The 22,125-nt window shown below is 68.1% G+C and carries 16 protein-coding genes; 6 read left to right on the top strand and 10 right to left on the bottom strand.

Going from position 1 to position 22,125, the window contains the following annotated elements:
• Positions 1-18: 18 nt before the first annotated feature.
• From secA2 to EIZ45_RS34180, 3 genes are all read left to right on the top strand, one after another.
• The gene (secA2, locus tag EIZ45_RS34190; protein ID WP_037815702.1) at positions 19-2,358 is read left to right on the top strand and encodes an accessory Sec system translocase SecA2; all 2,340 of its coding nucleotides are present in this window, start codon (positions 19-21) and stop codon (positions 2,356-2,358) included.
• Between the two features lie 103 nt (positions 2,359-2,461).
• A complete protein-coding gene (locus EIZ45_RS34185) occupies positions 2,462-4,183 on the top strand; it encodes an NAD+ synthase (RefSeq protein WP_134669435.1) in 1,722 nt (573 codons plus the stop codon).
• Positions 4,184-4,592: 409 nt separating this feature from the next.
• Positions 4,593-5,126, top strand: a complete 534-nt coding sequence (locus tag EIZ45_RS34180; protein WP_134669432.1) for a methylated-DNA--[protein]-cysteine S-methyltransferase — start codon at positions 4,593-4,595, stop codon at positions 5,124-5,126.
• 912 nt (positions 5,127-6,038) lie between these two features.
• On the opposite strand, the gene EIZ45_RS34175 is transcribed toward EIZ45_RS34180, so the two are convergent.
• The 3 genes from EIZ45_RS34175 to lysX all read right to left on the bottom strand — a co-directional run bounded on the left by EIZ45_RS34175 (position 6,039) and on the right by lysX (position 11,071).
• Entirely contained in the window at positions 6,039-6,620 is a 582-nt protein-coding gene (locus EIZ45_RS34175) for a DinB family protein (protein WP_134669430.1), read from the bottom strand.
• A gap of 7 nt (positions 6,621-6,627) precedes the next feature.
• Positions 6,628-7,221, bottom strand: coding sequence for a hypothetical protein (locus EIZ45_RS34170; RefSeq protein ID WP_037815718.1), 594 nt, complete (start codon positions 7,219-7,221; stop codon positions 6,628-6,630).
• 526 nt (positions 7,222-7,747) lie between these two features.
• Complete coding sequence (gene lysX / locus EIZ45_RS34165; protein ID WP_134669428.1) at positions 7,748-11,071, bottom strand: bifunctional lysylphosphatidylglycerol synthetase/lysine--tRNA ligase LysX; 3,324 nt, start codon at positions 11,069-11,071, stop codon at positions 7,748-7,750.
• A 242-nt stretch (positions 11,072-11,313) separates the two neighbouring features.
• On the opposite strand from lysX, the gene panB reads away from it, so the two are divergent.
• Positions 11,314-12,204 (top strand): 3-methyl-2-oxobutanoate hydroxymethyltransferase, encoded by an 891-nt coding sequence (gene panB, locus EIZ45_RS34160; RefSeq protein WP_134669425.1) that lies wholly within the window; start codon positions 11,314-11,316, stop codon positions 12,202-12,204.
• 32 nt (positions 12,205-12,236) lie between these two features.
• On the opposite strand, the gene EIZ45_RS34155 is transcribed toward panB, so the two are convergent.
• A complete protein-coding gene (locus EIZ45_RS34155; RefSeq protein ID WP_107051102.1) occupies positions 12,237-13,175 on the bottom strand; it encodes a cytochrome c oxidase assembly protein in 939 nt (312 codons plus the stop codon).
• A gap of 16 nt (positions 13,176-13,191) precedes the next feature.
• Complete coding sequence (locus EIZ45_RS34150) at positions 13,192-14,148, bottom strand: undecaprenyl-diphosphate phosphatase (RefSeq protein ID WP_134669423.1); 957 nt, start codon at positions 14,146-14,148, stop codon at positions 13,192-13,194.
• Positions 14,149-14,382: 234 nt separating this feature from the next.
• Between EIZ45_RS34150 and EIZ45_RS34145 the strand changes: the two genes are divergently transcribed.
• Together EIZ45_RS34145 and pip are read left to right on the top strand one after the other, a co-directional pair.
• Positions 14,383-15,357: a right-handed parallel beta-helix repeat-containing protein gene (locus EIZ45_RS34145; protein WP_134669421.1), complete on the top strand. Its 975-nt coding sequence runs from the start codon at positions 14,383-14,385 to the stop codon at positions 15,355-15,357.
• Between the two features lie 96 nt (positions 15,358-15,453).
• Positions 15,454-16,392, top strand: a complete 939-nt coding sequence (gene pip / locus EIZ45_RS34140; RefSeq protein WP_037815726.1) for a prolyl aminopeptidase — start codon at positions 15,454-15,456, stop codon at positions 16,390-16,392.
• A gap of 56 nt (positions 16,393-16,448) precedes the next feature.
• Here pip and EIZ45_RS34135 read toward each other — a convergent pair whose 3' ends face one another.
• The 5 genes from EIZ45_RS34135 to EIZ45_RS34115 form a co-directional block, all read right to left on the bottom strand.
• Entirely contained in the window at positions 16,449-17,252 is an 804-nt protein-coding gene (locus EIZ45_RS34135; RefSeq protein ID WP_240016164.1) for an ABC transporter permease, read from the bottom strand.
• 15 nt (positions 17,253-17,267) lie between these two features.
• A complete protein-coding gene (locus tag EIZ45_RS34130; protein WP_037815731.1) occupies positions 17,268-18,149 on the bottom strand; it encodes an ABC transporter permease in 882 nt (293 codons plus the stop codon).
• A gap of 125 nt (positions 18,150-18,274) precedes the next feature.
• Complete coding sequence (locus tag EIZ45_RS34125) at positions 18,275-19,483, bottom strand: ABC transporter substrate-binding protein (protein ID WP_037815733.1); 1,209 nt, start codon at positions 19,481-19,483, stop codon at positions 18,275-18,277.
• Positions 19,484-19,509: 26 nt separating this feature from the next.
• The gene (locus EIZ45_RS34120; protein ID WP_037815734.1) at positions 19,510-20,586 is read right to left on the bottom strand and encodes an ABC transporter ATP-binding protein; all 1,077 of its coding nucleotides are present in this window, start codon (positions 20,584-20,586) and stop codon (positions 19,510-19,512) included.
• 32 nt (positions 20,587-20,618) lie between these two features.
• The gene (locus tag EIZ45_RS34115; protein WP_134669418.1) at positions 20,619-22,034 is read right to left on the bottom strand and encodes a gamma-aminobutyraldehyde dehydrogenase; all 1,416 of its coding nucleotides are present in this window, start codon (positions 22,032-22,034) and stop codon (positions 20,619-20,621) included.
• Positions 22,035-22,125 lie beyond the last annotated feature (91 nt).

Here is a 22,125-nt window from a genome sequence, read left to right as displayed (position 1 = left end):
GACACGAGGAGACCAGGGGTGGCACTGATCAGCCGAGTGGGCAAGCGGCTCCGCCGGATCATCCAGCGGCCGGGCAGCGTCGAGCTGACCCGCTACGAAGCGCTGCTGCCCGCCGTCGAGAAGCTCGAACCGGAGCTGGAGAAACTCGAGAACGCCGAGCTCACCGAGCGCGCGGGCAAGCTGCGGGACTCCATCGGCGGGGCCGCCTCGTTCACCGACAGCCAGCTCATCGAGATCTGCGCGCTCGGCCGCGAGGCCGCCCGCCGCGAGCTCGGCGAACGGGCCTTCGACGTGCAGTTGCTCGGTACCATGGGCCTGCTCACCGGCCACGTCGTGCAGATGGAGACCGGTGAGGGCAAGACGCTCGCCGGCGCGCTGGCCGCCGCCGGGTACGCGCTGCGCGGCCGCCGCGTGCACGTGGTCACGGTCAACGACTACCTCGCCCGCCGCGACGCGGAGTGGATGAGCCCGGTGTACGACCTGCTCGGCGTCACCGTCGGCTGGGTCGAACCGGCGCACTCGAAGGAGGAGCGCAAGGAGGCCTACGGCAAGGAGGTCACCTACGGCGCGGTCGCCGAAATCGGCTTCGACGTGCTGCGCGACCGCCTGGTCACGCACCCCGACGACCTGGTGCAGAAGGCTCCCGAGGTGGCGATCGTCGACGAGGCCGACTCGGTGCTGGTCGACGAGGCGCGCGTGCCGCTGGTCATGGCCGGTTCGATCGACCACAACGACGCCGACGAGGAGGTCGCCAAGATCGTCCGGCGGCTGCGGCTCGGCCTGCACTACGAAACCGACTCCGAGGGCCGCAACGCGTGGCTGACCAGCGCCGGCGCGTCGGTCGTGGAGAAGTCGCTCGGCGGCGTCGACCTGTACGACGAGTCCGGTTCGGACCGGCTCGCCGCGGTGAACGTCGCCCTGCACGCGCACGCCCTGCTCACCCGGGACGTCGACTACCTGGTCCGCGACGGCAAGGTCCAGCTGATCAACGCCGCCCGCGGCCGCGTCGCCGAACTGCAGCGCTGGCCGGACGGCCTCCAGGCCGCGGTCGAGGCGAAGGAGCAGGTCACGGCCACCGACCGGGGCGAAATCCTCGACTCGATCACCGTGCAGGCGCTGCTCGCGCGCTACCCCGAGGTCGCGGGCATGACCGGTACCGCGGTCGCGGTCGCCGAGCAGCTGCGCGAGTTCTACAAGCTCGAGGTCGCGGTCATCCCGCCGAACACCCCGAACGTCCGCGAGGACCTGCAGGACCGCGTCTTCGCCTCGCCGTCGCAGAAACTGCGCGCGATCGAGGAGGAGATCCGCACGGTGCACGAGACCGGGCGGCCGATCCTCGTCGGCACCCAGGACGTCGCCGAGTCCGAGGAGCTGGCGGAGAAGCTGGCGAAGGCCGACCTGCCGTGCGTCGTGCTGAACGCGCGCAACGACGCCGAAGAGGCCGCGATCATCGCCGAGGCGGGCAAGAAGGGCGCGGTCACCGTGTCCACGCAGATGGCGGGCCGCGGTACCGACATCCGGCTCGGTGGCAGCGACGGAGCGTCCCGCGAAGAGGTCGCCGAGCTGGGCGGTCTGCACGTGATCGGCACCGCGCGGTATCCCTCCAGCCGCCTCGACGGGCAGCTGCGCGGCCGGTCCGGACGACAGGGCGACCCGGGCAGCGCGATTTTCTTCGCGAGCCTCAACGACGACCTCGTGCTGTCGAATGCGCCGGACCTGCCGGACGGCATCGACGCGGACACCGAGACCGGCGAGATCACCGACCCGGCCGCGCACCGGCAGCTCAACCATGCCCAGCGCGTCGCCGAGGGCGTCGACCTGGAGATCCACCGCAACACCTGGCGCTACACCCGGCTGATCGAGCGGCAGCGCGCTGAGCTGCTGGAACACCGCGACCAGGTGCTGCACACCGGGCTCGCGGCGGAGGAGTTGGAGAAGGCGCAGCCGGAGAAGTTCGCCGAGCTGAAGGAAAAGCTGGACGACTCCGAGCGGCTCGAGCAGGTGTGCCGCGAGGTCCGGCTGTTCCACCTCGACCAGCTGTGGTCGGACCACCTGGCGTACCTCACCGACGTGCGCGAGAGCATCCACCTGCGCGCGCTTGCCCGCGAGACGCCGCTGGACGAGTTCCACCGCGCGGCGATCCCGGAGTTCCACAAGATCATCGCCGAATCCGCCTCGCGGGCGGCGAAGACGCTCGAGGAAGCCGAGATCACCGACAACGGCCTCGACCTCGAGGACGTCGGCGTGCGGCGGGCGAACACGACGTGGACGTACCTGGTGCACGACAACCCGTTCGACTCGGACTTCGAGCAGACGGTCAAGAAGGTCCGCAGCATGATGCGGATGAAGAAGTCCTGATTCCTTCTTTCGGAGGGCCCCTCGCCGCGGGTGAGGGGCCCTTCGCCGTTCTCTGGCTCACCTCTGCGTAGTTTCTGTCGGTGCGGTGGGACAGAATGGCGGCATGCCGCAACTGCGCATCGCACTGGCCCAGGTCAACACCACCGTCGGCGACATCGACGGGAACACCGCGCTCACCGTCGAGTGGACCCGCAAAGCCGCCGAGGCGGGCGCGCACGTCGTCGTGTTCCCGGAGATGTCCCAGACCGGTTACCCGGTCGAGGACCTCACGCTCCGGCGCACGTTCGCCGACGCGTCCCGGCGCTCGGTGACGGAACTGGCGCGCCGGCTCGACGAGGCGGGCTGCGGCGAGGTGCTCGCGTACGTCGGCTATCTCGACCACGACGAGGTCGGCCCGCGCGACGCCGCGGCGGCGCTCTACCGCGGTGAGGTCGTGGCTCGGCAGTTCAAGCACCACCTGCCCAACTACGGCGTGTTCGATGAGCACCGATACTTCAAGCCGGGCACCGAACTCGAGGTGCTGCGGCTGCACGGCGTCGACATCGGCATGGTGATCTGCGAGGACATCTGGCAGGACGGCGGCCCGATCTCCGCGCTGGGCAAGGCCGGGGTCGACCTGGTGGTCGCGCCGAACGCGTCGCCGTACGAACGGTCGAAGGACGAACAGCGGCTGCCGCTCATCGCCCGCCGCGCGGCCGAAACGGGCGCGCCGCTGGTGTACACGAACCAGGTCGGCGGACAGGATGATCTGGTTTTCGACGGCGACTCGCTCGTGGTCGGCGCGGACGGGACGCTGCTCGCGCGGGCGCCGCAGTTCGTGGAGCACCTGCTGGTGCTGGACCTGGATCTCCCCACTGCGGACGCGTCGGCCACGGGCTCTTTCGACGGCTTGGAGGTCCACCGTCGAGTGCTGACCGATGCGCCGTTGCCCGCGTACGAACCGCTTTCGGCCCGGACGATCAGCGAACCACTGTCGGACGAGGCCGAGGTGTGGTCCGCGCTGGTGGTCGGGCTGCGGGACTACGTGCACAAGAACGGCTTCTCGACGGTCACGTTCGGCTTCTCCGGCGGAATCGACTCCGCGGTATGCGCGGCCCTGGCGGCGGACGCACTCGGCGGCGACAACGTGTACGGCGTTTCGATGCCGTCGAAGTACTCGTCCTCGCACTCGCGGGACGACGCTTCGGATTTGGCGGAGCGGATCGGCGCGCACTACCGGGTCGAGCCGATCGGCGAGATGGTCGATGTGTATGTCAACCAGCTGCAGCTGACCGGGCTCGCCGAGGAGAACATCCAGGCGCGGGTGCGCGGAATGCTGCTGATGGCTCTGTCCAATCTGGACGGACACCTGGTGCTGGCGACCGGCAACAAGACCGAACTGGCCGTGGGTTACTCGACCATTTACGGCGACGCGGTCGGAGCGTTCGCGCCGATCAAGGACTTGTTCAAGACGCACGTGTGGCAGCTGGCGCGGTGGCGGAACGAGGAGGCGGCCAAGCGAGGGGAAACGCCGCCGATCCCGGAAAACTCGATCACGAAGCCCCCGTCGGCGGAGCTGCGGCCGGACCAGAAGGACTCGGACTCGCTGCCGGACTACGAACTGCTGGACGACGTCCTGGACGATTACGTCGAGAACGACCGCGGGTACGCGGATCTGATCGAGGCGGGGTTCGATCCGGAGACGATCGACCGGGTGGTGCGGATGGTCGACAGAGCCGAGTACAAGCGGCGGCAGTACCCGCCGGGCACGAAGATCACGTTCAAGGCGTTTGGGCGGGACCGGCGTCTTCCGATGACGAACGGGTGGCGGGAACGGAAGTCCTGAGCGGGGGTTTCTGACGCTGGTTGTTGTTTGGACTCGGTTGGCCGGGCTGGCTGAGTTGGCTGGCGCGGTCGGCTGGGCTGGCCGGGCTGGCTGGCGCGGTCGGCTGGACTGGCTGGATTGGCTGGCGCGGTTGGCCGGTCTGGCTGGATTGGCCGGCGCGGTCGGCTGGACTGGCCGGTCGGCTGGACTGGCCGGGCGGCCGGGCGGGCCGGGTTGGCCGGCGCGGTCGGCTGGGTGAACTTGGCTGACCGGGATTTCCGGCTCCACGGCCTGGTTTTCGGCCTGGCTCGCTGAAACTCCGATGCCCGTCCGGCTCGCCGGGCGGGATCAGCCGCGTTGCTGAACGCGGCGGCAGGGTCTTGTCGTTTTCTCGCCAGTTTCTGTCGGTGCCGGGTCGTACGCTGGCGATATGACGGTTGGGTACACGGTGTTCGACACCCCGATCGGGGCGTGCGGCCTCGCCTGGCGGGACGGTGCGGTGGTCGGAACCGCGCTGCCGGGGAGTACGGCTGAGCGGACTCGCGCGCACCTCGCGAAGCGCTTCCCCGATGCGGTGGAATCGCCGGTGCCGGAGGAACTGCGCGTGGTGGTGGATGACGTCGTCGCGCTGCTGTCGGGGGATGCTCGCGATTTGCGTGCGGCTCCGTTGGACTACCGGGATGTGCCGGAGTTCAACCGGCGGGCGTACGACGTCGCGCGGGCTATTCCGCCGGGGAAGGTGCTGACGTACGGGGACATCGCGCATCAGCTGGGTGCGCCGGGCTCCGCGCAGGCTGTCGGGCAGGCGATGGGGAGCAATCCGTTTCCGATCATTGTGCCGTGCCATCGGGTTTTGGGTGCGGGCAAGAACACTGGCGGCTTTTCGGCACCGGGAGGGGTCGAGACCAAGCGGCGGATGTTGGTGATCGAAGGGGCGTTTCCGGAGGAACCGACTCTGTTCTGACGCATCGGCTGCGGGAATCGGACCGGCCTCGGTGCCTGCACGACTTGGGCGTCGGCGCGCTCGGTCGGGTTCCAGCCGCACCCCCAGTGCCGCTGGACGCCGACCGAGCACGCCCTCAAACCTGCTGAGCCCAACCGAATTAATTGACTGCCCGGCTCCGCTTGCCTCCCCAAGTGCGGTCAGGCCAGATCGCTTGACTTCACGGTCCCGGGCCCATCGGCGCGCCTCGGCGAGCCGACCTGCCAGCCCGCCGACGAGCGCTCCGGCTCCCCGGGGCAGTCCGGTCCGCTCATCAGCCAAGCCAGCTTCCCGACCGCATCAGCCACTGGGAAAAACCCGACCCGGGTAGCTCAGGCGCTGCTGCCGGAGCGACGACTCACCAAGCCAGCCCCCTGGGCGGCCACACCAGCTCCCCGGCCGCCACCTGGCAGACCTAACCGGCATGGCTCAGGCCCAGCTAGCGAAGCGATCGCCTCGCCGATCGATCAGGTCAGCTGTCCCGACCGCGTCAGCCACCGGGAAACACGAGCCGCATGGCTCAGGCCCAGCCATCGGGGCGANGACCGCGTCAGCCACCGGGAAACACGAGCCGCATGGCTCAGGCCCAGCCATCGGGGCGAGCGCCTCGCCGACCGACCAAGCCAACTCCCCCGACCGCGTCAGCCACAGGGAAACCCGACCCGCATCGCCCAACCCCAGCCATCGGGGCGAGCGCCTCGCCGACCGACCAAGCCAACTCCCCCGACCGCGTCAGCTACCGGGAACCCGACCCGCATCGCTCAAGCCCGACCACCGGAGTGACAACCTCGCGGAGCAACCAAGCCCTGTCCCTCCCGCAACCGAACCAGCCCCAACGGCCATCCGGAAAGTTCGGCCCGTCTCGGTTAAGCCCAGCCCGCGGGGAAAGTCAGCTCATTCAGCCGGTTTCCAAGGCTTCAGCCAGTCCGTCTCCGGCCAGCCCTCGGCGGCGGCTTGCAGGGGCATGGCGGTGGCTCCGTCGATGGACTCGCGGACGATGTCGGCGTGGCCGGCGTGCCGGGCGGTTTCTTCGATCAGGTGCAGCAGCACCCAGCGGACGGACCAGGCAGACGCGTCGTCCGGGTACCACGGGACGCCTTTCGGGATGGGGACTTCCTGGTTCAGGTCCGCGATCCCGGCGATGACCTCTTCGGTGCGGGCGGCGACCTGGTCGTAGGCGGCGATGACCGACTCCAGCGTTTCGTCCGGGCCCAGCCAGTAGTTCTCCTGGAAGGCCTCCACGGCTTCGGCGAAGGGTTTTGGCTCGATCTTCAGCACCAGGTCGATCCAGCCGCTTTCGGTGGACGACACGTGTTTCAGCAGGCCGCCTACGCTCAGCGCGCTCGCGCTGGGGACGGCGCGTGCCTGGTCGTCGGTCAAGCCGTACGTGGCGACCTTCATTGCCTGACGCTGTTGTGCCAGGAAACCGAGCAGACCGCCGCGTTCGTCGGGGGTCGGGGAGAGCTTTCCAGCCATGGTGGCCTCACTTCCGGTGTCTGTTGCTCCGCAGCATCGCACCTGCCACCGACAATTTTCGGCCGCGGACCGGAACGGGAGTCTGGACGATGTACGCGCCGCCGATCACGACCTGCGCCGAGTGCACCACCAACTGCACCCTGGTGAACACGCCTTCCAAGTGCCCGGTCAGCTTCGACGCCACCACCAGCGCCCACGCGAGCAGCACGACTACCAGGCAACCCACCGCGCAGGCTCGCCAGCCCGACGGCCACCAGAAGACAAGGCTCAGCGCTCCGACCGCGACGGCGGCGCTCAGCAGGTTCGGGGTCACCGCGGTTTCCGGAACCCCGGCGTACACCATCAGCATGATTCCGAACGCGGACACCGAAACCGACGTCAGCCGTCCGCTCCAGTGTGCTGGCGCGAGTCGCATGAGGGCGGGGCCGGTGAGAAGAAAGGCCAGGCCGCCGATCGCCGTCGCGACCGGAAAGACCGGTTGCGCGCTGAACAGGTCCCAGACCGGCTGTTCGGTCGGCGACACCCCGGTCTGCATGAAGAACTCCAGCAGCCACGCGGAATATCCCGCCAAACCCAGTCCGAGCAGGACTATCGAAGCCACCCGCGCAGCATGCACTTGCCCACCCTAAGCGAATCTCTGCGACGAAGTGCCGGATGGTGTCACACCCGTGACTTACCGGAGGTTCCGGACACCATCCGCTACCACGAACTCACGCACCGAATCCCTGGTGGAGGTTACCGGATCCGAGTTGGCGGACTGCCAATACCTGCCTCGGGGACCGGGCCGGGACTGACAGCGGCCAGCCGGACGAGGGCGAAGCGGGCCGGTGCCGAGCGATGCGCATCAGGGCTGGGCAGGCGAAGGATCAATGCCGAACGAAGTACGGAGGGCCAGGCAGGCGAAGCGAAGCCGAGCGAAGGGCATCGGGGCAGGCAGGCGAAGGGGCCGAGGCCGAGCGAGGTGCGTCGAAGCCGGGCAGCAAAAGCAGGCCGAAGCTGAGCAAAGCGCATCGGCATCAGGCAGGCAGGCGAAGCCGAACGAAGCGTATCGGCGCTAGGCAGGCGAAGCCGAACGAAGGGCGTCGGGGCCAAGCAGGCAAAAGGACAGCCAGCCCCGAACGCCAGCCTCACCCCTGCGGTCGGACGAACGGAAAGAGCACCGTCTGCCGAATAGACGTTCCGCTCAGCATCATCAGCAGCCGGTCCACTCCGAGGCCCAGACCACCAGTCGGGGGCATTCCGTGTTCCAGTGCCAGCAGGAAGTCCTCGTCCAGTTCCATCGCCTCGACGTCCCCGCTCGCGGCGCGCAGCGACTGTGCCTCCAACCGGCGGCGCTGTTCTAGCGGGTCGGTCAGTTCCGTATAAGCGGTGCCGACTTCCGAGCCGAACGCGATCAGGTCCCAGCGTTCTGCCAGGAGCGGGTCGGTGCGGTGCTGGCGGGTCAGCGGGGAGACCTCGGTCGGGTAGTCCGTGTAGAAGGTCGGCAGGACGGTCGAGCCTTCGACCAAGTGCTCGTGTGCTTTCAGGACCAGGTCGCCTGCACCGGCTTCCTCCGGCACGGGGACTCCGGCGGCGGCGCACAGTTTTCGCAATGTCGCGACCGGCGTCTGCGAGTCGACTTCTTCGCCAAGGGCCTCCGACACGGCTTTGTGCACCGGGATCACCGGCCAGTCGCCGGAGATGTCGTGTTCGACGATGCGGCCGTCGGCGTCTGGGCGTCGCACGATCTGTGCGCCGTACGCGGCTTCGGCGGCGTACTGGATCAGGTCGCGCATCAGGTGGCGCATCGCGTTGTAGTCCGCGTACGCCTGGTACGCCTCCAGCATCGTGAATTCCGGGTTGTGGGTCGCGTCGACACCTTCGTTGCGGAAGTTCCGGTTCAGCTCGAAAACCCGCTCGACGCCGGCCACGCACAGGCGCTTCAGGTACAGCTCCGGGGCGATCCGCAGGTACATCCGCATGTCGTACGCGTTGATGTGCGTGACGAACGGCCGTGCGTTGGCGCCGCCGTGGATGGTTTGCAGCATGGGGGTTTCGACTTCGAGGAAGTCGCCCTGGTGCAGGCGTTCGCGGACGGCGCGGACGACCGTCGAGCGCAGGCGGAGCATGTTCGCGGAGTCGGGGTTGACCGCCAGGTCGAGGTAGCGCTGCCGGACGCGCGTCTCCGGGTCGGTGAGGCCCTTTCGCTTGTCCGGCAACGGGTGCAGGCACTTCGCGGTGACGGTCCATTCGTCCACCAGCACCGACAGTTCGCCGCGGCGGGAGGTGATGACCTCGCCGCTCACGCCGACGTGGTCGCCGAGGTCGACGCCGGTGCGCCAGCCGGTCAGGTCGAGGACCTTCGCGTCGAGCATCAGCTGCAGTTCGCCGGAGAAGTCCTTGATCCGCGCGAAACACAGGCCGCCGAGGGTGCGCAGGGCGAGCACCCGACCGGCTACCCGGACGCGTTTTCCGGTGTGGGAATCCGGTTTCAGTCCGGAAAACGCGTGCACGATGTCGCCGAGGTGGTCCTCGCGGGAGAAGCCGACCGGGTACGGGTCCACCCCGAGTTCCCGCAGTTTGTCCACTTTGGCCACTCGCACGCGGACCTGTTCCGGACGGCGCTTCGCGCGAGGCACGACCTGCGCCGCTTCCTCGTCGATCCGCCGGACCTGCGCGACGAAGTCCTCGCCGACGTTCTCCAGCCGCAGCGACCGCGCGCGTCCGGTGGGCACGAAGCCCTCCAGCGCGCCCGCGACGATGCCGACTCGCGGGAGCCGTCGCGCCGACGAGTAGCAGAGGAACCGCGGTTCCCAATCCGGGCCGTACTTCGCGTTCGACCGGTACAGCGATTCCAGCTGGAAGAACCGCGACGCGACACCGAGCACCGCCCGCCACGCGCGCAGTACCGGGCCGGCGCCGATGCGCTCGCCTTCGGAGAACACCGCGCGGAACATCGCGAAGTTCAGCGAGATCCGCTGTGCGCCGATGTGCTGGGCGGCCGAGACGACCTCGGCGACCATGAACTCGTTGAGCCCGTTTTCGGCGTCCCGGTCGCGGCGCATCAAGTCAAGAGAAAGGCCTCGGCGGCCCCACGGAACGAACGACAGCAGGCCGCGCAGTTCGCCGTGCGCGTCGTACGCCTCGACCATCACGCTGCGGCCGTCGCTCGGGTCGCCGAGCCGGCCGAGCGCCATCGAGAAGCCGCGTTCGGTCTCGTCGACGCGCCACTGCTGCGCGCGGGCCAGCAGTTGCACCATCTCGTCTTCGGGGATTTCGCTGTGCCGCCGGACCTGCGAGGTGTACCCGGCGCGCTGAATCCGCTTCACCGCCTGTCGCACGGACTTCCGCTCAGGACCGGTAAGAGAGAACTCTCGGACGTCGAGGACCGCTTCGTCGCCGATCTGCAGCGCGCGCAGCCCCGCGGCGGCGTACACCTTGGCGCCCTTCTCGCTCGCGCCGAGCACGCCCGGCGTCCAGCCGTACGTACGCGCTTCGTGGAGCCACGCCTGCACCGCGTCCGGCCACGCGTCCGGGTCGCCGATCGGGTCCGCACTCGCCACTGTGGTCCCGGCGAGCACGCGGTACGTCACCGCGGCGCGGCCGTTGGGCGCGAACATGACGCTCTTGTCGCGGCGCGTTGCGAAGTAGCCGAGAGAGTCGTCCTCGCCGAACTCTCCCAGCAGACGGCGCAACTGCAGCTCTTCGTCGTCTGTCCGAATGCGACGGCTGCGTACGCCGCGGAAGAGCGTGTACAGCGCGGCTGTGGACACGAAGGTCGCGCCGAGGTCGAGAACCACGTCGATCCACGCCGGTCCTTCGCCGACGCCGATCCGGCGCAGTTGCAGGTTCTCGCCGGTGGCGTGGTTGACCACCCAGGCGAAGCGCTCCCACGCGTCGCCGAGACTGCCCGGAAACACCTCGGTGAGTGCCCAGCCGAGCACGATCACGCCGAGGAACCCGACGAACAGCACGGAAAGCCCGTTCCACCAGGCACCGGGGGCGAGCCGCGCGGGGAACGCCGGACGCAGCGACAGCAGGAACACGATCAGCAGGATCGAGATCACGTCGGCGATGGCGAGCGCGCCGACCTGGGTCGGGATGTGGCGCATCTGCCGGGCGTTGAGGGTGAGCAGGTCGGGAGCCCACAGCAGCAGCGCCTGCAGGACCAGCGTCGTCACCAGGCCGGCGACCTGGAACAGCACGAGCACGTACAGCGCGGCCTTCTTGCGCCTGCGCAGCGCCGCGCCGAGCACGACGAGCAGCAGCACGATCACCAGGCTCGAACTGGTCGGCACGCTCACCACGCCGAAGGCCATGTCGATGCCGTTCAGCAGGTGCCCGTGCCGTCCGCCGGCGAGCAGCAGCACGACGGAGAAAAGCGCTGCCAGCTGCACGACAGTGGCGACGAGGCCGCCGGCGCGGGCTTTCCAGCCGAGGCTGCGCGGACGGGCGCTCACTGGGGTTCGCATCGGTACCTTTCTTGCGACGCGATCACCTTGCGGGACGCGCCGGACCTTCTCACCCACCGGGCGCATATCGGCCCGATGCCTATCAAGACGTCACAGGAGGCAAAACGGTTGTCGCTACCCGGCCGTGTGAAGCTGGTCGCACGACCTTGGGGCCCTCCGGCGCGCGTGTCACGCTGTGTCCGGTACTGACTCCACGACCCGGGGACCTCTGCGAGGCCTCGAGGGAAGGACGGTCGACGACGATGTCTGCCCAGTCTGCCCAACCCGACGGCGCCGCCGGCGAGGTGGCCGCCCCTTACGGAACCGGCCCCGCGACCAGCGCGGGCCCGGGCAAACCGAGAAAAGTCCGGATTCATCATCTGCGCGAGCTGAAGGACCGCGGCGAACCGTGGCCGATGCTCACCGCTTACGACATGTATACCGCTGAGCTTTTCGACGAAGCAGGCATCCCCGTGCTGCTGGTCGGCGACTCCGCGGCGAACAACGTGTTCGGCTACGACACGTCGCTTCCGGTCACCGTCGACGAGCTGCTCCCGCTGGTCCGCTCGGTCACCCGGGCGGCGAAACGGGCGCTCGTGGTGGCCGACCTGCCGTTCGGCTCCTACCAGCTTTCCCCGGAGCAGGCGCTGGCCACCTCCGTCCGGTTCATGAAGGAGGGCCGCGCGCACGCGGTCAAGCTCGAGGGCGGGCACCGGTTCGCGGCGCACGTCGAAGCGCTCACCTCGGCCGGGATCCCGGTCATGGGCCACATCGGCTTCACCCCGCAGAGCGAGCACAACCTCGGCGGCTACCGGGTGCAGGGGCGCGGCGAGGCGGCGGAGAAGCTGCTCGCCGACGCGCTGGCGCTGCAGGAAGCCGGCGCGTTCGCGGTCGTGATGGAGATGGTGCCCGCCGAGGCCGCCAAGCGCGTCACGCACGAGCTGAAGATCCCGACGGTCGGCATCGGAGCCGGTCCGGACTGCGACGCCCAGGTGCTGGTCTGGCAGGACATGGCCGGGCTGCGCCGCGGCAAGGCGCCGCGGTTCGTGAAGCGGTACGCCGACGTCGCCGGGGTGCTGCAGAGCGCCGCGACGGCGTTCGCCGAGGACGTCCGGCGCGGCGAGTTCCCGGCGCCTGAGCACGCGTTCCACTGAGCTGCCTCGTGAGTGCCGGTGCGAGCCGGCACTCACGAGCGGCGGAACCGTTCGGCGAGTTCCGGATCGTTCTCCCACCACAAGCCCTTCGCCGGTGCCTCGCCTGCCGCTGCCTCCTCGTCCAGTTTCCGGTCGAGCCGTTTCGCCCGTTTTTCGTCGTCGCGGGCCCACCTGATGAAGAGCGCGCCGACGAACGGCAGCCCGGCGACGTCGCCGCCGATCCACAGCACGCCCGCGCCGATGATCTGGTCCGTGCGCCGGTCCGGACCCCAGTCGCGGTGCACCGCGTCGTAGTGCGCGGGCGCGAGCAGCGGACCGAGCCACAGCACGAGGCCGAGCGCGCCATCGAACACCACTTCGGTGAACGAGATCCACACCGACACCAGGTGCGAGCCGTTGCGCGGCGTCGGATCGAGTTGCACGCGGCTGTAGAAGTACAGGAAGCCGGCCAGTACGAGCGCTACGCGTACGAGGCCGCCAACGACCGCTGAGTCGAGCGAAAGCTCGTACAGCGGTGTCAGGTAGATGAGCAGGAACGGCGCGATCAGCACCACGGTGACGCACAGCGGGAAAGTGATGAACTGCGCGAAGCGGCCACGGCCGTGCGTACGCAGCCACGTGGCGAGCTTCGGCGGCGCGGTGCGCATCAGCAGCGTCACGGGCGCGCCTAGCGCGAGAAGCAGCGGCGTGACCATCAGGAGCACGGTGTTCTGCGTCGCGCGTACCCAGAACAGCGTCGTGTCGTACACGCCGAGGAACGAGCACGTGACAAGGACGAGCGTGGCCAGCCCGGCGAGGAACGCTGTGGTCCGCCCGGCGCTCCACTCCTGACGGCGGGCCGCGGCCACGTATCCGACGCCGAGCGCGAGCGCGACGAGCACGGCCGGGACGTCGAAGGTCCAGGCCGTCAACAACGTCGATCCGCTCAGCGGTGGCAGGTCAGGCACGATTTCGATGCGTTCAGTGTGCACCCGGCGAAATTGCGCCTTACGCCGCCCCTGACACCGTGAAGAAGATCAGGCTGCCGATTCCGGCGACCGCGCAGTAGATGGCGAAGGGGGTCAAGGTGCGCGTTTCAAAGTATTTCGTCAGAAAACGGACAGAAATGTAGGACGCCGCGAACGCGACCACGCTGCCCACCAACGCCGGCCCGAGCGACGGCTTGTTCTCCGGCGTGAACAGCGACGGCATCTTCAGCGCGCCCGCGGCGAGGATCACCGGGGTCGCCAGCAGCCAGGCGAACCGGGCGGCGTCCTCGTGGTCGAGCCCGCGCCGCAGCCCGGCCACCATGGTGATGCCGGAGCGGCTGATTCCGGGCAGCAGAGCCAAAATCTGCGCCGAACCGATGAGCACGGCCTCTTTCACGCTCAGCTTGGACAACCGGAGGTCGGTGGCCTCGTCGACGGTCACCGCGCGCATCACCATCGTCTCCTCGGCGCTGAAGTCGATCGTCTCCTCCTCGCGCGCGACCCGCGCGGCCTCCGGCTTGGGCTTCCGGGAGAACTTCTCCGCGGCATAGAGCACGCCGCCGTTGAGCGCGAGGAAGATCGCCGACGGCACCGGTTTGCCGAGGACGTCGCGCAGCAGGCTTTCCAGCAGCAGCCCGGCGATCCCGACCGGGATCGTGGCGAGGATGAGCAGCCACGCGAGCCGCTGGTCGGCCGTGCGGACCTCGCGATCGCGGACCGACGTCCACAGGCCGGTGACGATGCGCACCCAATCGCGCCGGAAGAAGAGGATCAGCGCGATCGCGGTGGCGACGTGCATCGCCACCAGCACGGCGAGATACGGCGAATCCTTCCCGATGCTCAGGTCGCGTCCCCAGCTTCCGCCGACGAGCGCGGGCAACAGGACGCTGTGCCCGAGACTGGACACCGGAAACAATTCCGACACGCCTTGCAAAGCGCCGACGACAATGGACTCGAGGTAGTTGACCGCGGACATTCACGAAGCCTTTCTCGCCGCAGTTCGGGCATTCCGCGGAAAAGCTACCGAGGATCGGGTTAACTCCGAGCAAGCCGGGCGGGAACAGACGCAGCCGACACTTTCCGGCCACGCTTTGTTCATCCCGTTCACATCCATGAACATCAATCATGTACTTGACCAGTGTTCTCTCGATGTCTTAGCGTGAGCGCACGCCGCATCCGAAGTCATCGAGCCTCGACGAGGAGGGTTGGAATGCGCGTCCGCGACCGAGTTCTGGCAGCCACTGCCGGAGCCGCAGCACTGCTCGCACTCGCCACGCCCGCGGCGTCCGCCGGGACCGTCCCGGTCAAGAACTCCGCCGAGCTGAAGACGGCGCTGGCCTCGGCCAAGCCGGGCACCACGATCCAGCTGGCCGCGAACACCACCTACACCGGCAACTTCAAGGCCGCCGCCAGCGGCACCGCGAACGGGCGCATCACGCTCACCGGCCCGCGCAGCGCGGTCGTGCAGGCGTCCGGCGGCCGCACCATCGAGCTGACCGGCAGCTACTGGACGCTGTCCGGGTTCACCGTCACCGGCGGCCAGAAGGGCGTGATGGCGCTCGGCGTCAACCACACGCTGGTCGACGGGCTCAAGGTGACCGGCATCGGCAACGAGGGCATCCACTTCCAGCACGGCAGCAGCGACAACGTCGTGCAGAACTCCGAAATCTCCGACACCGGCAAGGAAAACGGCGGTTTCGGCGAGGGCATCTACTTCGGTTCGGCCAAGAGCAACTGGCCGGACGGGCAGCCCGATCACAGCGACCGCAACAAGGCGATCGGCAACAAGATCGGGCCGAACGTGCGCGCGGAGTCGATCGACGTCAAGGAAGGCACCACCGGCGGCGAACTGCGCGGCAACACCTTCGACGGCACCGGGCAGAGCGGCGAGAACTACGCCGACAGCTGGGTCGACGTGAAGGGCAACGGGTACCTGGTCACCGGCAACAAGGGCAGCAAGGTCTTCGTGCACGACGCGATCTACGGGTCGTTCGAGGTCCACGTGCAGCTCGACGGCTGGGGCCAGAACAACACCTTCTCGGACAACACCGCGGACGTGCAGGCGCCCTCGGCCTACGGTTTCTACGTGGTCAAGGCGGCCACCGGGAACAAGGTCTGCGCCAGCAACAAGGTGACGAACGCCGGGAAGGGCTTCGCGAACGTAGCCGCGACACCAGGCTGCTGACCGCGATCACAGACGGGGGCCCGCTCAGCCCGGCGGCGGGGGCGGGCCCCCACCCTGCTTTTGAGATGCCGGGAGCTTTCGGGAAGAGTGCCCGGTATGGACGAGCTCTACCCGCCGATCCCGGTGCGCGCCGACGGAATGCTGGACGTCGGCGACGGGCACCGGATCTACTGCCAGGAGGCCGGGAACCCGCAGGGGAAACCGGTGGTGGTGCTGCACGGCGGGCCCGGAAGCGGCATCGCCCCGATGACCCGGCGGCACTTCGACCCCGAGGCGTACCGGATCATCCTGTTCGACCAGCGCGGCGCCGGCCGCAGCACGCCCAACGCGGGCGACGACCTGTCGGCGAACACGTTGTGGCACTTGGTGTCCGACATGGAGCTGCTGCGCGAACGGCTGAACATCGAACGCTGGCAGCTGTTCGGCGGGTCGTGGGGTTCGACGCTTGCCCTGGCGTATGCGGAAACCCATCCGTCGCGGGTGTCCGAGATGGTGCTGCGCGGGATTTTCACCGTGCGGCAGCGGGAACTGGACTGGCTTTACCGCGGTGGCGCGGCGAATCTCTTCCCCGCGGAGTGGGACGCTTTCCTGGAGCCGCTGGACAATGTGGACGATCCGCTCGCCGGGTACGCGGAACTGCTTCACTCCCCCGACCGCGCGGTGCGTGAACGGGCCGCGATCGCTTGGAGCGTCTGGGAAGGCGCGACGGTGGCGTTGCTGCCGCAACAGTCCTTTGTGAACCAATACGCGAATCCGCAGTTCGCGCTGACGTTCGCTCGCCTTGCGGTGCACTACTTCCGGCATGGCGCGTGGCTCGAAGAAGGCCAGCTGATTCGCGACGCGGGGAAGCTCGCCGGGATCCCGGGCGTGCTGGTGCAGGGGCGTTACGACGCGGTGTGCCCGCCCATCACGGCGTATCAGCTCCACCGCGCCTGGCCCGGCTCGACGCTGAAGCTCACCGAATCCGCGGGACACGCCGTCACCGACCCGGGCATCCTCGCCGCTCTCCGCGAGGCCACCGACAGCTTCCGGTAAAAGTGTGAAGGGCTCCCTGCGGAATTCCCGCAAGGAGCCCTTCACGGACTTCGGAGCTAGATCCGGCCGCCGCTGGAGCTGTCGCCGCCGGAAAGCCGCTGTGCCAGGTACACCGGCACCGTCGAGACGATGATCAGCACCGCCGCGACCACGTTGACCACCGGGGCCTGGTTCGGCCGGAACAGGTTGTTGTAGATCCAGATCGGCAGCGTTTCCATGCCGGTGCCGAGGGTGAACGTCGTCACGATGATCTCGTCGAACGACAGCGCGAAGGCGAGCAATCCGCCTGCCAGCAACGCGGATCGCAGCATCGGGAACGTCACCAGGCGGAACGTCGTCATGCCGTCCGCGCCGAGATCCATGGACGCTTCTTCGAGATTCCCGCCCATCCGGCGCAACCGGGCGACGACGTTGTTGAACACCACCACGATGCAGAACGTGGCGTGCGCGACGATCGCCGTCATCAGCCCGAGGTCGAGCCCGAAGATCGTCCGGAACGCGTTGTTCAGCGCGATGCCGGTGACGATGCCGGGCAGCGCGATCGGCAGGATCACCAGCAGCGACAACGAGTTCCGGCCGAAGAACCGGTACTTCTGCAGCGCGAACGCGGCCATCGTGCCGAGCACCAAAGCGATCGCGGTCGCCGAGAGCCCGGCGATGACGCTGGTCCACAAGGCGTGCAGGGCGCCCTCGTTGGTGATCGCCCTGCCCCACCATTCCAGGGTGAAGCTCTTGGGCGGCCAGCCGAACGTGGTGTCGGCGTTCACCGAGTTCAGCAGGACCACCAGCAGCGGGAAATAGATCACCGCGAATCCGATGCCGAGCGCGGTCCACAACAGCACCCGGGCGGGTTTCGACATCCGCACGGCGGTCTCCTAGAGGTTGTCCAGCGCACCGGTGCGACGCACCGCGGCCAGGTAGACGAGCATGATGACGACCGGAACCGTCGCGACGGTCGCGGCGAACGGCAGGTTGTTGGCCGCGCCGATGTTGTCGTACACGACGTTGCCGAGCATCTGCGAGGTGCCGCCGACGATCTTCACCGCGATGTAGTCGCCGAGCGACAGCGAGAAGGTGAAGATCGAACCCGCGACGATCGCCGGGAACGTCAGCGGCAGGATCACCGAACGGAACGTGCGGAACGATTTCGCGCCGAGGTCGCCGGAAGCGTCCACCAGGGATGTCGGAAGCTTTTCCAGGCCCGCGTAGATCGGCAGGATCATGTACGGGAGCCAGAGGTAGGACAGCGTGATCACGGTCGCGGTGACGCCGTATCCCGGCCCGGACAGGCCGAGCGGGTCCAGCAGCCAGTTCAGCACCCCGTTGCCGGACAACAGGGTCCGCCACGCGTAGGCCTTCACCAGGTAGCTCGCCCACAGCGGCGTCATCACCATGATCACCAGCAGCCGCTGCGCCCGCGGCGACGCGAGCTTGGCCATGGCGAACGCCATCGGGAACGCGATCACCGCGTCGATCACCGTCACCAGCAGCGCGATGCCGACAGTGCGGAACGTGATCGTGCGATAAACAGAATCACTGAAAAGAGTGACAAAGTTGTCGAAGGACCAGTCGGTGACCACCTTGCCGGTGAAGACGTCGGTGGACCAGAAGGCCGTGATGAAGAGGGCGGCGAGCGCGCCGAGGTAGGCCAGGCCGAGCCAGAGCATCGGCGCGGTGAGGAGAAGTCCGAGGCGCAGCTGGGGTTTGCGGTGGAAGAAAGCCGAGATGCGGTGACTCGGCGGGCTCACGGCGGTCATGTCTTAGCGCTTTCGGGTGCGGAAGGGAGAAAAGCCGGGGGCTGCGGGAACATTGGGGAGGGCCCGCAACCCCCGGCGGGCTCACGGACGCCGGCGCGGTGGGTACCGGCGTCCGCGAGGGTCGGTCAACCCTTGATCTCGGTCCAGGCCCGGGTCCAGTCGCCGTAGTCCTTGCACTTGACGTCCGTGCGGCCGTCGAGGCACTGCGGGATCGGCGTGGTCCAGTACTGGATCTTGGCGGCGTACGCGGCGTCGTTGGCGTGGTAGGTGTCGCACAGCGACTTGTCCTTGAACTCCGCACAGGCCTTGGAGTTCGCCGGGGCCTCACCGAAGTACTCGGCGACCTGGGCGTTCACCTTCGGGCTCGTGATGTAGTCCATCCACTTGTACGCACACGTCTTGTGCTGCGACTTCGCGGACACCATCCAGGTGTCCGACCAGCCGGTCGCACCCTCGCTCGGCACCGTGGCCGCGATCGGCGCGCCCTCGCTCTTCGCGAGGTTCACCGTCACCTGCCAGGCCGTGCCGATCACGCCGTCGCCGCTCTTCAGCGACTGCGTTTCCTTGAGGTAGTCCGACCAGTACTCCTCGACCAGCGGGCGCTGCTTCTTGAGCAGGTCCGTGGCGGCCTTGAACTGCTTGTCGTCCAGGGCGTACGGGTTCTTGATGCCGAGGTCGGGCTGGTGCGCCATCAGGTACAGCGCGGCGTCGGCGATGTAGATCGGCGAGTCGTAGGCGATGACCTTGCCCTTGAACTGCGACTTCTCGTCGAACATCGGCGACCACGACTTCGGCTCCGGCTGCACCTTGTCGGTGCGGTAGGCCAGGACGTTCGCGCCCCAGCCGTGCGGGATGCCGTAGGCGACGTTGTTGACGCTGTTCCACGACTTGTTCTTGAGGAACGGGTAGATGTCGTTGTAGTTCGGCACGAGCGCGGTGTTGACCGGCTCGACGTCGCCCGAGGCGACCAGGCGCAGCGAGGCGTCGCCGGACGCGGAAACCACGTCGTACTGCCCGGTCTTCATCAGCGTCACGGCCTCGTCGGAGGTGCCGAACGGCTTGACGTTGACCTTGCATCCGGTCTGCTGCTCGAACGGCGTGACCCAGTTGACCTTCGGGTCGTTCGAGCCGTTTTCCGCGTAACCGGGCCACGCGAGCACGTTCAGCTGGCCTTCCGGCTGGCCGAGCTGCGTCAGCGCGTTCAGCTTCGGCGGCGTGAAGCCCTGTGCGCCCGGCGCCGACCCCGCTTTGGAGTCGGAGCCCGAGGTGCCGCAGGCAGCGAGCAGGAGGCTCACGCCGCACAGCCCTGCGAGCAGCGTCTTCCTGTTCTTCATAGCGAGAGAAACCTTCCCGTGAGGAACTAGCCGGCTTCGGGGACCCGGAAACTGTGTTCGCGGCGCCAGCGCAGGCGAACGCGACCGTCGGCGAACTCGGTCGGCTCGCTGGTGTTCTGGCGGACAACGGACAATTGGCCCCCGGCATCGAGCGCGACAGCGTAGCGCACTGTCGACCCGGCATAAACGACATCCGTCACCGAACCGGTCGCGGACGTCTCGCCGGGGCCCGCCGGGGAAGCGAGATCGCCGTCGATGCGGATCTTCTCCGGCCGGATGCTGTACACGCCCGGCCTGCCGATCACCGCCTCCGCGCTGCGCCCGCTGAGCAGGTTCGACGTGCCCACAAACCCTGCCACGAAAGCGGTTGCCGGGCGTTCGTACACCTCGACCGGAGTACCGACCTGTTCGATGCGGCCCGCGTTGAACACGGCGATCCGGTCGCTCATCGTGAGCGCCTCGTCCTGATCGTGGGTGACGAAGACGAAGGTGATGCCGACCTCGCGCTGGATCTGCTTGAGCTCGACCTGCATGGTCTGGCGCAGCTTGAGGTCAAGTGCGCCAAGGGGTTCGTCCAAAAGCAACACTTTCGGGCGATTCACTAGAGCGCGCGCAAGTGCTACGCGCTGCCGCTGTCCACCGGACATCTGCGACGGTTTGCGGTCGCCGTAGTCCTCCAGCCGCACCGTGCGCAGGGCTTCCTTCGCCCGGTCGCGGCGTTCGGCTTTCGCGACCCGCTTGACTTTCAGGCCGTACTCCACGTTCTGCTGCACCGTCATGTGCGGGAAGAGCGCGTAGTCCTGGAAAACCGTGTTCACGTCGCGGTCGAACGGAGCCAATTGGCTGACGTCCTTGCCTTCGAGTTCGATCGTGCCCGCGGTGGGCAGTTCGAACCCGGCGATCATCCGCAGCACGGTGGTCTTGCCGGAACCGGACGGGCCGAGCATCGAGAAGAACTCGCCGGGCGGGATGTCGAGGTCGACCCCGTCCACGGCGCGCACCTTGTCGAAGTGCTTTTCCAGTCCGGTGAGCCGGATCGCCGGCTGTCCGGTCTGCGGACGCCTTCCCGGCGGCCGGGTCTCGGCGGGGGCTTGATGGGGCATGACAGGCCTTCCGATGGATCTGGTCACGACGGCTACAGCGCACTCATCACGTGCTTGACGCGGGTGTAGTCCTCGAGGCCGTACAGCGAGAGGTCCTTGCCGTAGCCGGACCGCTTGAACCCGCCGTGCGGCATCTCGGCCACGAGCGGAATGTGCGTGTTGATCCACACGCAACCGAAGTCGAGTTTCGCCGAGAACTTCATGGCTCGCTGGTGGTCCTTGGTCCACACCGAGGAGGCGAGGCCGTAGGGAACCCCGTTGGCGTGCTTGAGCGCCTCGTCGTCCTCAGTGAACCGCTGGACCGTGATGACCGGGCCGAAGACCTCGTTCTGGATGATCTCGTCGTCCTGGCGGAGCCCGGAAACCACGGTGGCCTCGTAGAAGTAGCCCTCGTCTCCGGACCGCCGTCCTCCACAGTGGACAGTCGCGTGCTCCGGCAGCCGGTCGACGAAACCGGCGACCTTTTCCAGCTGCGCGGCGTTGTTGAGCGGACCGAACGCGACGTCCTCGCCCGTGCCGGTCTTGTTCGCCTCCGCCTGGCGGGCGAGCGCGTTGACGAACGTGTCGTGCACGTCGTCGTGCACCAGCACGCGAGTCGCGGCCGTGCAGTCCTGGCCCGCGTTGAAATACCCGGCCGCGGCAATGGCTTCGGCGGCGGCTTCGAGATCGGCGTCCGGGAACACGATCACCGGGGCCTTGCCGCCCAGTTCGAGGTGCACGCGCTTGACGTCGTGCGCCGCCGAACCGGCGACCTCGATGCCCGCTCGCACCGAGCCGGTGATCGACACCATCGCCGGAATGTCGTGCTCCACCAACGCCCGTCCGGTGTCGCGGTCGCCGCAGATCACGTTGAACACGCCCGCGGGCAGGTGCTCGCCGCAGATCTCGGCGAGCAACAGCGTCGAGGCGGGCGTGGTGTCGGACGGCTTGAGCACGATGGTGTTGCCCGCGGCGAGCGCGGGCGCGATCTTCCAGATCGCCATCATCAGCGGGTAGTTCCAGGGCGTCACCTGCGCGCAGACGCCGACCGGCTCGCGGCGGATGAACGACGTGTGGCCTTCCATGTACTCGCCGGCCGAACGGCCTTCGAGCACGCGCGCGGCACCGGCGAAGAAGCGCACCTGGTCGATGACCGCGGGCAGCTCCTCCTCCATGGTCAGCGCGAACGGCTTGCCGGTGTCCTGCGCTTCGACCCGGATGATCTCCTCGCCGCGCGCCTCGAGCGCGTCGGCGATCTTCAGCAGTGCGAGCTGCCGCTGCGCCGGGGTGGTCTCGCGCCAGCTTTCGAACGCTTCCGCGGCGACCTTCAGCGCGCGGTCCACGTCCTCGGCGCCGGCCACCGGCGCGGTGCAGTACGCACGGCCGGTAACCGGGTCGACGATTTCCGCGACCTTTCCGGACAGCGAGTCGACGTAGGTCCCGCCGACGTAGTGCTTCAACTCCTGCACGCGTGCGCCTCCTGACTCTCCGTGGCAGGATGAAACATATAACTCCATATTTCAAATGACAAGGCCCTGGGGCAGGATTGGCTCCAACGGA

The organism is Amycolatopsis sp. CFH S0740, from assembly GCF_004522315.1.
Taxonomy (GTDB): domain Bacteria; phylum Actinomycetota; class Actinomycetes; order Mycobacteriales; family Pseudonocardiaceae; genus Amycolatopsis; species Amycolatopsis nivea.
This window is presented reverse-complemented; position numbering and strand designations above follow the sequence as displayed.

Excerpts from the sequence above, each read along its gene's own strand:
- EIZ45_RS34185 (WP_134669435.1), top strand. The coding sequence starts at position 2,462 with ATGCCGCAACTGCGCATCGCACTGGCCCAGGTCAACACCACCGTCGGC.
- EIZ45_RS34180 (WP_134669432.1), top strand. The coding sequence starts at position 4,593 with ATGACGGTTGGGTACACGGTGTTCGACACCCCGATCGGGGCGTGCGGC.
- EIZ45_RS34175 (WP_134669430.1), bottom strand. The coding sequence starts at position 6,620 with ATGGCTGGAAAGCTCTCCCCGACCCCCGACGAACGCGGCGGTCTGCTC.
- lysX (WP_134669428.1), bottom strand. The coding sequence starts at position 11,071 with ATGCGAACCCCAGTGAGCGCCCGTCCGCGCAGCCTCGGCTGGAAAGCC.
- panB (WP_134669425.1), top strand. The coding sequence starts at position 11,314 with ATGTCTGCCCAGTCTGCCCAACCCGACGGCGCCGCCGGCGAGGTGGCC.
- EIZ45_RS34150 (WP_134669423.1), bottom strand. The coding sequence starts at position 14,148 with ATGTCCGCGGTCAACTACCTCGAGTCCATTGTCGTCGGCGCTTTGCAA.
- EIZ45_RS34145 (WP_134669421.1), top strand. The coding sequence starts at position 14,383 with ATGCGCGTCCGCGACCGAGTTCTGGCAGCCACTGCCGGAGCCGCAGCA.
- pip (WP_037815726.1), top strand. The coding sequence starts at position 15,454 with ATGGACGAGCTCTACCCGCCGATCCCGGTGCGCGCCGACGGAATGCTG.
- EIZ45_RS34135 (WP_240016164.1), bottom strand. The coding sequence starts at position 17,252 with ATGTCGAAACCCGCCCGGGTGCTGTTGTGGACCGCGCTCGGCATCGGA.
- EIZ45_RS34130 (WP_037815731.1), bottom strand. The coding sequence starts at position 18,149 with ATGACCGCCGTGAGCCCGCCGAGTCACCGCATCTCGGCTTTCTTCCAC.
- EIZ45_RS34125 (WP_037815733.1), bottom strand. The coding sequence starts at position 19,483 with ATGAAGAACAGGAAGACGCTGCTCGCAGGGCTGTGCGGCGTGAGCCTC.
- EIZ45_RS34120 (WP_037815734.1), bottom strand. The coding sequence starts at position 20,586 with ATGCCCCATCAAGCCCCCGCCGAGACCCGGCCGCCGGGAAGGCGTCCG.